This is a genomic window from Acinetobacter sp. UNC436CL71CviS28 (assembly GCF_000620525.1).
In the GTDB taxonomy this organism is placed as follows: Bacteria; Pseudomonadota; Gammaproteobacteria; order Pseudomonadales; family Moraxellaceae; genus Acinetobacter; species Acinetobacter radioresistens.
Map to the genome: position 1 here is coordinate 74,814 of NZ_JIBB01000011.1, position 14,282 is coordinate 89,095.

The window sequence follows — 14,282 nt, forward strand, 5'->3', positions numbered from 1 at the left end:
TTGGAATTCCTAGAAGAAGCCAGCTGGTTTGGTTGAGTAGCTTACCAGCAAGTTCTTGGTTTGCTGGTAATGATCAAGCATCATTTTATGATTTTCACGGCCAATTCCTGATTTCTTGTATCCGCCGAAGGCAGCATGAGCAGGGTAGATGTGATAGCAGTTAGTCCAGACACGACCTGCTTCAATCGCACGGCCAGCACGGTAGGAAGTATGGGCTGAACGTGACCAGACACCTGCACCTAGACCATAGATTGTATCATTGGCAATTTTAATGGCTTCATCAAAATCTTTAAAAGTAGTTACCGACAGCACAGGACCGAAAATTTCTTCCTGGAAAATTTTCATGCTGTTATCACCCTTGAAGATCGTTGGTTCAATATAGAAGCCTTGACCCACCTCATTACGCTGTCCACCACCTACCAGTACCTGAGCACCTTCTTCGCGTCCGGTAGCAATACATCCTAAAATTTTATCCTGCTGCTCTTGAGAGGCCTGCGCCCCAATCATGGTGTCAGTATCTAGCGGGTGGCCTGTCTTGATGCGTTTAACACGTTCTATGGCCATTTCCAGGAACTGGTCAGCAATTGACTCCTGAATCAGGGCACGTGACGGACAAGTACAGATTTCGCCCTGATTCAGCGCGAACATGGTGAAGCCTTCTAAAGCTTTTTCCAGATAGTCATCTTGCTGATCCATAACGTCAGCAAAGAACAGGTTTGGTGACTTACCGCCAAGCTCCAGCGTAACCGGAATAATATTTTCGGTTGCATATTGCATAATCATCTGGCCCACTTGGGTTGAGCCAGTGAAAGCAATTTTTGCAATACGCGGATTGGTTGCAAGCGGGCGTCCTACTTCAACACCATAACCATTTACAATGTTTAGAATACCTGCCGGCAACAGGTCCTGGATCAGTTCAGCCAGGACCAGAATACTGACTGGTGTCTGTTCAGCCGGTTTTAGTACGATACAGTTACCGGCTGCTAGCGCAGGTGCAATCTTCCATGCTGCCATCAGGATGGGAAAGTTCCATGGAATAATCTGGCCGACTACACCAAGCGGCTCATGAAAATGATAGGCAATAGTATCTTCATCAATTTCAGAAATTCCGCCTTCCTGAGCACGGATACAGCTGGCGAAATAACGGAAATGATCAATTGCCAGTGGAATGTCGGCTGCTAGGGTTTCACGGATAGGCTTGCCATTATCCCAGGTTTCTGCTACAGCGAGTTGTTCAAGGTTGGCTTCTAGGCGATCTGCAATTTTGAGAAGCAGGTTTGAGCGTGTTGTTGGTGACGAGCGATTCCATTGCTCTTTGGCCTTATGCGCGGCATCGAGAGCAAGTTCAATATCTTCAACAGAAGAGCGGGCAACTTTAGTAAAGACTTTGCCATCGACTGGCGAGATATTTTCGAAGTATTCTCCTTTTACCGGAGCTACCCATTCTCCCCCAATGAAGTTGTCATATTGAGCTTTGAACTGAACTTTTGAACCAGGTTGATTAGGATCGGCATAACGCATGTTTATCTTCCTTTGCTTATAATTTAATTTGTGTAGCTGCGAATTTTTATACCGCTTTGGTATAAGGCTACTTTCGCATACTATTTATTTAGCATATAAAAAATAAGGTTGGAGAAAGGTTGGAAAAAGTGACAATTTGCAAGGAATGTACAAATGTTTACAAAACAAGACCTGCAGCAACAACGTAGTACCATTGAAAAGCTTAGGCACAGTAGCAGTCTATCGCCTGGAAATGCCCAGAAGCTCAGTCAGAGTATACTTAGTTCCTGGCAGCGTTCGGCTACAGCCGAGATACCTAAAGGCCGGGTAGCTGCGCCCTTGCAAGATTTAAAATATATTCCAGGCTCTGCTAATCCCTTAAAGTTTGCGCTGGAACATTGTGCTGAAGATTTACGTCATGTAGCTGAACAGTCTGCCATGGTGATTGCGGTAGGGGACATCGGAAGTACAATTATCTGGTCAGCATCGAGTGGACAAATGCGTAATGCAGCAGAAAAAGTGCATTTCGTTGAAGGCGGGCAATGGCGTGAAGAACTTGTAGGAACCAACGCGCTGGCTTTAAGTTTAAAAACCCAGCAGTCTTCCTGTGTGTTCTCTAATGAGCACTATATGGAGTCTATTCATGACTGGGTCTGTTATGCAGCACCTGTGATTGATCCGTATTCCAGACAGGTTCTGGGAGTGATTGATTTATCAACAACCTGGGATCATCATAACAGTCTGGGGCTGCTGGCCGCAGAACGCTGCGCATCGATTATTCAAACTGCTTTGATTGAACATCAGAAACAGCGCTTGTATATTCGTGCCTTTGCTGTACCAAAAGTTATTTTTAATGGTAAAGGGCTGGTTCTTACACCACGGCAAATCGAGATTTTAGCCATTTTGGCTTTATGTCCTCAAGGCTTAAATCTGGATAATTTGCATCAGGCACTCTATGGTGAGCGCAAGATCAGCATGGGAACCTTAAAAGCAGAAATGTCACAATTACGTGATGTACTGGGGGGAATGCTGGGTTCGCGTCCTTATCGCTTGCTGGCGCAGGTTGAAGCAGATTTTTTGCAGGCTGAACAGGCACTCGACGCTGGTTATGTTGAAACAGCGATTCAGGCCTGTCGTGGAATTTTCCTAGCAAAGACCGAAAGCCCATTTTTATGTGCCTGGCGTGACTGTCTTGAATCACGTTTAAGTGAAGCAATTTTCCAGTCGAATCAGAGCGATGTACTGCTTAAGCATATTGCCCACGTCCCGGAAGCAATTGACGCCATTGAACGGCTGGCCGATCTCTTGCCTGCCGGCCATCCTGCCCATCAGTTAGTATTGAAATACCGAGAAATACAGCAATAAACTGTTAAAGTTCCTGTTCGTCTAACCAGTCAAACAATTGTCTGTAGACCTGCATACGTACAGGTTTTTGTGATAGCACCAGATCATGTAAGCCATTTTTTATAGTTTGAATGGTTACCTTACCCTGAATCTTTTGTGCATATTTTTTGATATCTCTGACATTCAGAATTACATCACTATTGAGTGCAGTCTTGTTCCAGCGTCTCGGATTCTTAGTCTGGTGAGAATGCATAACCAGTACAGGCACCCTGATTGTTATGTCCTGATGAATTTCTTTTTGTGCTTCAAAAATAGCGCGGATAAAACTTAATTCAACCTTTGGATAAGCCTGAGGTTTCCAGTTCAGATCAAAAACCCATTCACCATACCACTTTTGATGCAGACTCGGGACATACCAACGGTTTAAGCCACTTGGAAAGCGTAATTTAGGCAAATATTTAGCCACCTGACTCAGCGCCGGCAAACCAAATTTTTTCTCAATAGCTGACAGGTTAAAATCATAAAATGGACTGTTTAGCCACAGAGCCTTAATTAGAGGATGCTCTGGGTAATGAGCTGCATACAAAGTGCTGATCAGCCCGCCAGTTGAGTGACCTGCCAGCAGGACCATATCATGCTGTTCCTGCTGAATCTGTAGCAGTGCCTGAGTGATCTCAGCATCATATTCCTCTAGCTCTTTAACACGGTAGAGTTCCTGATGAGGCAAATATGATCGGCCATAGTTATGCAGATCAACAGCGTAAAAGTCAAAGCCATGCTGGTTAAATTGCTCTGCCATTTCAGTTTGGAAAAAATAGTCCAGAAAGCCATGAATATAAAGCACAGCCTTGCGGGTAGCTTGAGCGGCCTTTTTACGGACTAACGTCGCAATTACCGGGCCGGAGGTATGAGCTTGTACATGTAGGCGCAGCTGCTGGTAGCCTTCACCTAGCACGTCTGGTTGGTAGTTTATTGCTGTTTTTGGGGAAGTCATAAGAAAGATTATAAGGTGTTGTTATTTTCCTTATGCTTGATGAAATGAGCAATTTTGTCAATTCCTGAAACGACCTCAAAAATGTATAAGCTAAAAAAAGGAATATCAAAGTACTGATATTCCTTAAACGTACAGCAAGTCACTGATTGGAGGATTGACTTACATCGCCGCTTTAAACATTTCTACCACCTGTGCATGTGTTGCCTTACGTGGGTTGGTGAGCATACAGGCATCTTTTTGCGCATTTTCGGCCATAATAGCCAGATCAGCTTCTTTTACGTTCAGCTCATTTAAACCTGATGGAATACCAATTGAGGTAGAAAGTTCTCGAATTGCATCAATTGCAGCGTAAGCTGCTTCAGTCACTGTTAAGCCTTCAGTATTTACACCCATCAGTTCTGCAATTTTCCGGTAACGGTCTGGGCAGGAAATCAGGTTAAATTCGCACACATGTGGTAATAAAATGGCATTACATACGCCGTGCGGCAGGTTATAGAAACCACCTAACTGGTGTGCCATAGCATGTACATAGCCTAAAGATGCATTATTAAACGCCATACCAGCCAGATATTGCGCATAGCTCATGGCATCACGGGCTTCAATATTGTCACCATTGGCGACTGCCGGACGCAACCATTCGCTAATCATACTGATTGCTTTTTCAGCACAGGCATCTGTAATCGGATTTGCTGCAGTCGAGACATAAGCTTCTACGGCATGAGTCAGGGCATCCATACCTGTGGCAGCAGTCAAGCCGGCAGGTTTAGCCATCATTAATTTAGGGTCATCAATCGCAATCAGGGGAGTACAGCGCCAGTCAACTATTGCCATTTTAACGTGGGTATCTGTATTGGTAATGATACAGAAGCGGGTCATTTCAGATGCTGTGCCTGCCGTAGTATTGATTGCAATCAGTGGCGTCATTGGTACGGTACTTTTATCAATACCTTCATAATCACGGATATGACCGCCACCAGCAGTGACAAGCCCAATACCTTTTGCACAGTCATGTGAAGAACCGCCGCCTAGAGATACAATAAAGTCACAGCCATTTTCATTGTATGCTTCGACGCCTTTATGCACATTTATATCAGTCGGATTAGGTTCAGCACCTGGAAAAATGTGGCTTTCTACTCCAGCTTCGGTTAGGTAGCCGGCAATCGTATGCGCTACACCAAATTTGAATAAGCCTTCATCTGTCACGATTAAAGCTTTTTTTGCACCCAGATTTTGTGCTTTGCTACCAATTTCCTTTGCACAGCCTGGACCAAATAAAGATACACAAGGAATATAAAAACCGTTAGTTTGATCTGCAATATTTTTAAAAGCCATGAAGAGATTCCTTCTTCTATCATTGTTGTTTACAGGTGACCCTCACCTTAAGCATAGTATTAAAAAAATTAAGTGTTTTTTGCACCTACCAAATACCTACCATTTTTTGTCCAAGGTAAAAATTTAAAAATCAAATACTTGAATTTGTTGCATGACAGGCAGATTTAATTTTTAGTGAAAAGCCGGTAAGCTATGCACGCTCTTATGAAATGATCCGGGTTATGAAACAAGAAACTGCACTTAAACTGATGAAAGCGGGTGAAAATGTCTTTTTGACAGGTTCGGCAGGTGCAGGAAAAACCTATACGCTCAACCAGTACATTAACTACCTGAAAGCACGAAAAGTCCCGGTAGCAATTACTGCCTCAACCGGTATTGCCGCGACACATATGAATGGCATGACCATTCATACCTGGGCAGGCATCGGTATTAAAGATTTTTTAAGTGATGATGATCTAAAGCGCATGAAAGAGCGCAAATACCTCAAGGAGCATCTTGAAAATGCGCAGGTGCTGATTATTGACGAGATCTCCATGTTGCATGCGAAGCAGCTCAATCTCGTTAATCAGGTATTGAAATACTTCAAAGAATCTGACGCCGCATTTGGGGGTATTCAGGTGATTGCAGCAGGCGATTTTTTTCAGCTCCCCCCGGTTGGCAAAAATGATGAGCGTAATCGTGATAAATTCTGCTTTATGTCTGATGCCTGGGTAGAAGCCAAGTTCCGCGTCTGTTATCTGACCGAGCAGCATCGTCAGGACGACGAAGTCCTGAATCAGGTATTAAATGCAATACGTGCCCAGCGAATTCATCCGCAGCATATTCAGGCTTTAAAAAAGTCCCGACAGCATGATATTGGAGAAACCTTTACCCGTCTCTATACCCACAATATGGATGTAGACAGCTTAAACTACCAGCATCTGAATGCCATCGAAGGCGACGAACACCAGTTTGAAGCTGTATGTGACGGTAATGAAAAGCTGGTAGAGACTTTAAAATCATCAGTGCGCGCTCCCGAAAATCTCACTTTAAAAAAGCATGCCAAAGTGATGTTTGTAAAAAATAATTTTGATCTGGGCTATATTAATGGCAGTTTGGGTGAAGTGATCGGTTTTGAAGAAGATGATGAACATGGCCTGTTACCGAAAGTCAAGCTGACCGATGATACAACACTGCTTGTTGCCCCAGAAACCTGGTCAATTGAAAATGAAGCCGGAAAGGTTATTGCAAGTTTTCAGCAAATTCCTTTACGTCTGGCTTGGGCTATTACGATCCATAAAAGCCAAGGAATGACTTTAGAAGCCGCAGAAATTAATCTGAGCCATACTTTTGAAAAGGGTCAAGGTTATGTGGCATTGTCCCGGCTAAAATCACTGGAAGGCTTGAAACTGGTAGGATTTAATGACCAGGCTTTGGAACTGGACAGTTTAGCTATTAAAGCAGATCGCCGTTTTCAGGAACTTTCTCAAGAAGCCGAGACCCATTTTGCCGATACAGATTTAACAGCGCAGCATAAGGCTTTTATCCGGCATTGTGGTGGTACACTTAATGAAACCGAAATCCAGCGCAATGAGAAAAAAATTGCCAAAGCAGGAAATAAGCCGAATTATGGTTCTGCTACGCTTGATGAAACCAAGGCTTTATTTGAAGATGGTTATGATATTCAGGATATTGCACAGGAACGCGGTTTAACAGCAGCGACGGTGATCAATCATCTGGCACGCTTGCATAAAGAACAGGGACTCGATATTTCAGTTGCCCATCCGGGAGAGGAAGTGGTCGAGCAGGTACGCAAACTTTATAAACGTTTGCAAAAGAGCAAGCGCAGTGAAAACTTTAATGATGATGGTTCGATTAAATTACGTCCTATTGTTGAAGCGACCAGTCCACGTATGGGTTATGATCAGGTCCGTCTGGCCCTGCTTTTTATAGAATGAACCTGAAAAATTCAAAAGTTATTATATATAGAACCAGCAGGAAGCGTTATGCCACATGTTGTTGTTGAATATTCCGCAAATATAGAATAGTTAGACCGTCCCAAACTGCTTAAACGGATTAACCAGGTATTAATTGAAAGTAAACTGTTCCATCCGAATGATATTAAGGCACGTCTTTATTGCAATGAAGATTTCCTGATTGGTGAAGGAGACAGTTCACAAGCATATATATATGTTGAATTTTCCCTGTTCAATGGCCGTACAAATGAACAGAAACAGCGGGTCCGAGAGGCTTTAATGCATGTGCTTACACAGCAGGACTATTATAAGACAGATAATGACCTGCAGATCCAGCTGTGTGTACAGTTATTAGAGATGGATAAAGAAAATTATCTTAAACAGATAGTAAACTGTTAAAAATATATGAATTAAATTGGCAATATGAAGATATTTAGCCGGAATTTCTATCTAGAAATCAATCAGCTGAAAATCAGCATATTGTAGTAGCATTTCACTATTGAGAGTGTGGATATAATCCATAAAGACCACATTAAAACTACCCACACTGGCAATTTTCTCATATGCCAGTTTGCCGGCAATAGCAAAATGCAAGTGGGCTGCCAGAGCTGCAATAGTGGGTGTAGTAACTGCACTATAAGCTGCAATCAGTGCGCCCAGCGCACAACCTGTGGCTGTAACCTTAGGTTGTAGATAGCTACCACCATTGACCTGTATGACCAGTCCAAGCTCGCGTGACAGAATAAAATCTGCTTCACCAGAAATGGCAATACACTCACTATGCACAAGCAGACATTGTGCCTGTCTGTAAACGGTATGACTGCTTATGGTACTGTCTACGCCTTTAGCCTCAACCTGCTTACCAGCGAGTGCGCTGATCTCAGAGGCATTACCCCGGATGACTGAGGGCTTAAATGCCAAGAGCTGATCAACCATACTACTGCGCCATTTTAAAACTGGTCCATAGCCTACAGGGTCCAGTACCCAAGGTGTACTTTTATGATCAACAGTTTGTGCTGAAATCAGCATGGCCTGCATCTGTTCAGTCGTCGGTGTGCCCAAATTAATACTCAAGGCTGATGTAACATTTGCAAAACTTTCTGCTTCAAAAGGGTTATCAATCATGGCTGGTGAAGCGCCCGCTGCCAGTAGAATATTCGCAGCATAATTGGTAGCGACACTATTAGTAATGCATTGTACCAAGGGTTGCTGTTCCTGTAATCGCGTCCATGCCTGTATAACCTGCTGGAGGAGTGTATTTTTTTGTTCAGTAAAGCTCATTTTTTACCTTGATGTAATCTTTAAATATGATGCGCTGATACCTAGCGGATAAAATAGTGGTCCTGATGTTTGCACTGACGACAGAACAGACTGACATATTCTGCTGTATCGTAATCTACATCAAGTTCATGAGAACCACAGTACATACAGCGTTTAGTTGAGTAAAATTCGAGACGTGGTGCAATTTTTTTCCAAGCCTTCCAGACTGGCTGAATAAAGATCTGATCATCATAACCCAAGAATTTAAACAGCAGGATATAGCTCATCTTGCTAAAGGGGATATTGGATGGGCGTGGTAAAGTACAGGTTTCCCATTTTTCCTGTAAGCCACGTTCCCGATACTGTTGTAGGGTTTTTTTCAGCAAGTTGGTATTAATAAAATTTTCATTGCGGGGTTGTAAGGCTTTATGCTTATGCAGGTATTCCAAGGCATTCTGGATCATATAATAAATCTGGCCCACTGCCAGAGAGTCCATTAAACGGTAGCAAAAGGTTGCAAAACCTTTATTACCCGAAATTTGTATTCCCCATGTACGGCAGTAGTGCTGCATAAAACAGACAATTTCCTGATAAAGTACCAGATATAAGGCTTCTTTCACTTCATCACTACTTTTAAATGGAATTCCCAAACTCAGATTATTTAAAAACCAGTACCGGAGTTGCTGGGTAATGCTGAATAAACTTGGCTCGGAATAACCATCAAGGCGTACATTAATATAATAGCTTTGTGCCTCATCACTAAATTCGCTGCATACCAGTACCTGATCTTTGACCAGCTGTTTAAGCAGACTGCTCTGAAAGAAGTAGTTAGGAGTAATAGGTTGGTATTTGATCAGATCCCAATGAATGTATTCATCATGAGGTACATTTTCTTGAATACGGTCGTCTAGCAAGCTCAATAAAAACAGTTTTTGCAAAAAATTAAGCTGATCTAAGCCAATTTCAGTAGTCTGTTTATTTTTATATTTACGTTGTTCCTGTAGTCGTGTTTCTTTTAGTATTTTTTTGCGTGACTTACCACAGCTTTCACAGTGACAGGTATGCTGCTGCTGTTTAAAAAGCCGGTGTTCACAGAAGCTGCACTCATGAAACTCTACAGGCTGTTCATGCTGCTCTGCTTCTACCCACCACATAGAGGCGCGGCATAACGGGCAAGGTGTACTTTCATCAAGCTGTTTATGCAGAACTGAATAGAGGGTACTCATGCCGTGTTTTTTCCAAAAATCGATCGCCTGATGCTCGCACGAATTATATCAAGCCTGTCTGAAAAAGGTGCCGAAACTTGTAGAGATATTCTTTCAGGTCTTTTAATTCAAAGGTTGAAAGATATTTCTATAAATACGATATCAGTTATATATTCATTTACTCAAATACTGGACATTCAGGAATTGAAAAGCTTGAATCATGCCTTACATAAGTTGAATAGAGTATCTATATGTTTAAAGTTCAGCGTATGATAAAAGTATTGATAAAAATGATCTGATCCGATATACGGTCAAAAAAGGAATAGCTATGAATATTGCAGCACAACCTCCTGTTCAGGATACCCAGACGGTCTATCTGAAAGATTATCAAAAGCCTGCTTTTCTGGTTGAAAGTGTTCAGCTAGATATTCAGGTCTATGATGATTATACGCAGGTTGACTCAATTCTTGTGGTGCAACGCCAAACGGCAGGTGACCTGATACTTTTAGGCCGTGATCTGGAATTAAAATCGATTCAAATGAATGACCAACTGCTTTCAGCAGATGACTATCACCAAGATACTGAACAGCTGACTATTTCAAACGCACCAGATACGGTTACATTGCAGATCAGTGTAATTATTCATCCGGAAAGTAATACTCAGCTTGAGGGTCTTTATAAAGCCGGCAACCTCTTTGTAACCCAGAATGAACCAGAAGGTTTTCGCAAGATTACTTATTATCCCGACCGCCCAGATGTTTTATCTGTCTTTACTACACGGGTTGAAGCCGATAAAAAGTATCCGGTTCTACTGGCTAATGGCAACCTGCTTGAAACCGGAGAAGCAGGTGAAGAGCGTCATTACGCGATCTGGGAGGACCCGACCAAGAAACCAAGTTATTTATTTGCCTGCGTAATTGGTGATCTGGCAGTTCTGAAAGACCGTTATGTGACCTCGGAAGGACGAGATGTTGCACTTGAGATTTATGCTATAGAGAAAGATATTCCAAAGTGCCATATTGCGATGGAAGCATTGAAGCATTCTATGCGCTGGGATGAAGAGCATTACGGCCGTGCCTATGATCTCGATAACTATATGATTGTGGCGGTTAGCCAGTTCAATATGGGGGCTATGGAAAATAAAGGTTTGAATATTTTCAATACTTCCTGTGTACTGGCCGATGAAGAGTACACCACAGATGCTGCAATTATGCGGGTGCAATCTGTGATTGCCCATGAATATTTCCACAACTGGACAGGTAACCGGATTACCTGTCGTGACTGGTTTCAGCTCTGTTTGAAAGAAGGTTTAACTGTATTCCGTGACCAGTCTTTCTCTGAAGATTTACAGTCTGCTGCTGTACAGCGAATTGATGACGTGGCTGTACTGAAATCGCATCAGTTTCCTGAAGATGCGGGCCCATTGTCACATCCACCACGTCCAGACCATTTTGTGGAAATTAATAATTTTTATACTGCCACCGTATATGAAAAGGGGGCAGAAATTAACCGTATGATGGCAACCTTGCTGGGTAAAGAAAAATTCCGTCTGGGAACAGATGAGTACTTTAAACGTCATGATGGTCAAGCTGTTACTGTGGAAGACTGGATTGCAGCGCTAACTGCCGGTTCAGGTGTAGATCTGTCTGCATTTTTGACGTGGTATAACCAGCCCGGCACACCAACACTTGAGGTACAGGGTGAATATAACAGTATAACCCAAACCTACCGTTTAAACTTTAAGCAAAGTATAAAGCCGAACGTAAAATATCTGAACCTGAAATCAGTTCCAATTCCAGTCGCGTTGGCGCTTTTTAACCAGAAAACAGGGGAGCAGTACACACTGCAATCTCCGGATCTATTTGTAGATCAGGTAAAAGATGGGGTTTATCTGTTTGATCAGGATACAGCTTCGATTGAGATTAGCCATATTCCTGAAAAACCGGTTGTCTCATTGCTGCGAAATTTCTCTGCGCCAGTAAATTTGAAATTTGATTATTCCGATGCTGATCTGGCTTTTCTGATTCAGCATGAAACTAACGGCTTTAACCAGTGGCAAGCTACCCAGACCTTACTTGAGCGTATTTTGCTGGATAATCATCAGGTCGACATCTATATTGAGGCTATTCGCCATACTCTGCCAGATATGGTACAGAAAGATCCGTTACTTGCTTCGCGACTGCTCGATGTGCCGAGTGAAAACTATCTGGGTAGCCGTATAGATCATGATTATAATCCGGTCATTATTCAGGAGCGCCGTGAAGCCTTACTGAATGAACTGGCCCGTGAATTGGGTTCATTCTGGCAAGAGACATATCAGGCACTTAATCCTGATTTACAGCAGGACTTTTCTCAAGCTATGGGAGAGCGTGCACTAAAAAATATCATGTTGATGATGATGGCTCGTCAAGGTGACGAGCTGGCATTTGCATGGGCAGGTGAGCAGTATCAAAATACGCATAATATGTCTGAGCGTCTGGGCGCTTTACGTGTGCTGGTCTGGCATGATGCACCGCAGGCACAGGAAATACTTCAGGATTACTATAATCGATTTAAAGATGAAGCCTTGTCTTTGGATCAATGGTTTATGGTGCAGGCAGCTCATCCAAAAGCCACTGAAGAGACTTTACGTTATTTGACCTCCCATGCAGATTATGATTTAGGTACACCTAACCGGATCCGTTCGGTCAGCGGCGGTCTAAATGCAAATCCGGTCAATACCTGGAGTTTTGGTGTAGATTATCTAGTAGACCTCGCAGCTTATTTAGATGAGAAAAATCCGATTGTAGGCTCTCGTCTGCTTCAGTCGTTGTCACGGTGGTATACACTGGCTGAGCCGCAACGTACTCAGGTTCAGGCTACTTTACAGCAGCTTAAGGGACGGGTTAAATCTAAAAACGTATCTGAAACTTTAAGCAGCATGCTTAATATATAAAGTGGATTATGTGTAATTATGATGCTCCGGATGTGTTGCACTGCCGGAGCATCATTTTATAGTAAATATAAATAATATAGCCTTAGCAAGATTTTAGAAAAAATTATTATAATTTAAGATATTACTGTTTAACAATCATCACTTGCGTTTCAGTATTGGTGAGAACTTCTTGCGCTACACTGCCGAGCATATATTTTTGTAGTCCCTTATGTCCATGAGAACCCATTACAATCAGATCAGCTTTTACTTCTGCGGCTATTTTAAGTATGCCAACTGACGGTATTTCACCCATAACAACACGCGTATCGGCCTTTACATTCTGTTCAATACATAATTGATTTACTTCATCTAGTAGCTTTTCTGCCTCGGCCTTAGCGGCCAGATAGTAATCTTTTAAATTAGGTAAGGCACTATAAAAATCAATTCCTTTGAAAGGGTCAACCGCAACAATACTGATAATTGAAAGCTGACATTGAAATGTTTTAGCAAGTGTAATCGCATGCTTTACTGCTGCCATAGAGACTGAAGAACCATCAATAGGTGCTAAAATATTTTGATATATCATAATATTATGTCCTTTTATAAAGTGAAAAGTTTGGCTTATCGTTTTGTTTATTATATTAAATCGCTGACAACAAGAATATTAGGAAATTATAACTACTTAATTTGGAAAAAGTTAATTCACTACTCTGTGATAAAAAATATACACTTTAATTTTTAAGGTTCTTTAATTTTAAAGATTGTATTTTTATATCTTTGAGGCTAAAAAATAGCCATACTCTCTCCTAAAAATTATAAAAGCTTGATACATTATTTTACCATTTGTTAAAATATTGGTTACAAATAAGTGTATGTAAAATTAAAAGATTATGAATATTTTAAAGTTTATCAAGAGTTTCAATACAATCAATGCCTATCTCGTAGCTGCAATTATTTTACTCATAATATTGGTAGTCAATTTTTATTTTATACATCCTTCTTGACTATGAATTAGCTGAAAAGATAGTTAACCTTTGGTACAAAACAAGGTTATCTATCTTTTAGTTATTAATTAAATTACACAATATATTTAGAATACATAAACGCTATACTCTTCACTTAAACTTTCAATAGCATCAAACAAGAATTGCTTTAATGGATTTTTAGAACCATGTAGTTACGCTAGGTACACTTCATAGCATTCAATACGTTAAACCTAAATTTTTTATTACCTTTAAACATAGTAACTTTATTTCATGTTCTGAAATAAAAAGGACTACTATGAGCCGTAACTTGCGTATAGCTAAAAATATCTATTTAAGTGTAAGTAAAGAAAAGGGATTCTCTTTTGATCCATTGGGAGATCTGAATGCACTTTTATTGAAACTACTAGAAAAAGACAAAAAGTTATTTATCAAATTACCAATAAATTATGAAGACCTGAGCAAAATGGAACTTATATCATGGCGAATTCAAACATGAGGTGCGACAGTTTCAAAAGCCATATGATAATCAACAAGCTGAGCAAATTTCTCTAATGGTGTAAGCCAATCTAACGCCTTTCTAGGACGAGTATTCAGTGACATGGCAACTTGATTTAAATAATGCTGATCTGCCTGATTTAAATCAATCCCTTTAGGTAAATATTGCCTAATTAAACCATTCATATTTTCGCATGTGCCTTTTTGCCAAGGTGAATGTGGGTCACAGAAATATACATCTATGCCTAAATCTTCTTCGAGTATTTTATGTTCTGACATCTCGCGTCCACGGTCATA

General features: G+C 41.4%; 12 protein-coding genes. 5 read left to right on the forward strand and 7 right to left on the reverse strand.

Going from position 1 to position 14,282, the window contains the following annotated elements:
- Positions 1–9 precede the first annotated feature (9 nt).
- Positions 10–1,521: an aldehyde dehydrogenase family protein gene (locus tag N518_RS0105945; RefSeq protein WP_005026321.1), complete on the reverse strand. Its 1,512-nt coding sequence runs from the start codon at positions 1,519–1,521 to the stop codon at positions 10–12.
- Positions 1,522–1,674: 153 nt separating this feature from the next.
- Between N518_RS0105945 and N518_RS0105950 the strand changes: the two genes are divergently transcribed.
- Positions 1,675–2,865, forward strand: coding sequence for a transcriptional regulator (locus tag N518_RS0105950; protein WP_005026318.1), 1,191 nt, complete (start codon positions 1,675–1,677; stop codon positions 2,863–2,865).
- Positions 2,866–2,869: 4 nt separating this feature from the next.
- On the opposite strand, the gene N518_RS0105955 is transcribed toward N518_RS0105950, so the two are convergent.
- Positions 2,870–3,838 carry an alpha/beta hydrolase gene (locus N518_RS0105955; protein ID WP_017400618.1) on the reverse strand — a complete coding sequence of 323 codons (969 nt, stop codon included), beginning with the start codon at positions 3,836–3,838 and terminating at the stop codon, positions 2,870–2,872.
- Positions 3,839–3,997: 159 nt separating this feature from the next.
- Positions 3,998–5,170 (reverse strand): iron-dependent methanol dehydrogenase, encoded by a 1,173-nt coding sequence (gene mdh, locus N518_RS0105960; RefSeq protein ID WP_005019926.1) that lies wholly within the window; start codon positions 5,168–5,170, stop codon positions 3,998–4,000.
- A gap of 221 nt (positions 5,171–5,391) precedes the next feature.
- Here mdh and N518_RS0105965 point away from each other — a divergent pair, with 221 nt between their 5' ends.
- A complete protein-coding gene (locus N518_RS0105965; protein ID WP_016801289.1) occupies positions 5,392–7,107 on the forward strand; it encodes an AAA family ATPase in 1,716 nt (571 codons plus the stop codon).
- A gap of 105 nt (positions 7,108–7,212) precedes the next feature.
- A complete protein-coding gene (locus N518_RS16700; protein WP_228133330.1) occupies positions 7,213–7,524 on the forward strand; it encodes a 5-carboxymethyl-2-hydroxymuconate Delta-isomerase in 312 nt (103 codons plus the stop codon).
- Positions 7,525–7,575: 51 nt separating this feature from the next.
- Here N518_RS16700 and thiM read toward each other — a convergent pair whose 3' ends face one another.
- Positions 7,576–8,406: a hydroxyethylthiazole kinase gene (gene thiM / locus N518_RS0105975; protein ID WP_005026310.1), complete on the reverse strand. Its 831-nt coding sequence runs from the start codon at positions 8,404–8,406 to the stop codon at positions 7,576–7,578.
- 41 nt (positions 8,407–8,447) lie between these two features.
- Positions 8,448–9,611: a hypothetical protein gene (locus N518_RS0105980; RefSeq protein WP_005026308.1), complete on the reverse strand. Its 1,164-nt coding sequence runs from the start codon at positions 9,609–9,611 to the stop codon at positions 8,448–8,450.
- Between the two features lie 307 nt (positions 9,612–9,918).
- Here N518_RS0105980 and pepN point away from each other — a divergent pair, with 307 nt between their 5' ends.
- On the forward strand, positions 9,919–12,525 hold the full coding sequence (gene pepN, locus N518_RS0105985) for an aminopeptidase N (RefSeq protein ID WP_017400617.1): 2,607 nt from the start codon (positions 9,919–9,921) through the stop codon (positions 12,523–12,525).
- A 121-nt stretch (positions 12,526–12,646) separates the two neighbouring features.
- Here the strand turns inward: pepN and N518_RS0105990 are convergent, their stop codons facing one another.
- Positions 12,647–13,090 (reverse strand): universal stress protein, encoded by a 444-nt coding sequence (locus tag N518_RS0105990; protein WP_005026303.1) that lies wholly within the window; start codon positions 13,088–13,090, stop codon positions 12,647–12,649.
- A 695-nt stretch (positions 13,091–13,785) separates the two neighbouring features.
- Between N518_RS0105990 and N518_RS16125 the strand changes: the two genes are divergently transcribed.
- Positions 13,786–13,986 carry a hypothetical protein gene (locus N518_RS16125; RefSeq protein WP_228133329.1) on the forward strand — a complete coding sequence of 67 codons (201 nt, stop codon included), beginning with the start codon at positions 13,786–13,788 and terminating at the stop codon, positions 13,984–13,986.
- Here the strand turns inward: N518_RS16125 and N518_RS16705 are convergent.
- On the reverse strand, positions 13,977–14,282 hold a 306-nt coding region (locus N518_RS16705; protein WP_010591098.1), incomplete at its 5' end, for an IS30 family transposase. The genes N518_RS16125 and N518_RS16705 overlap by 10 nt on opposite strands.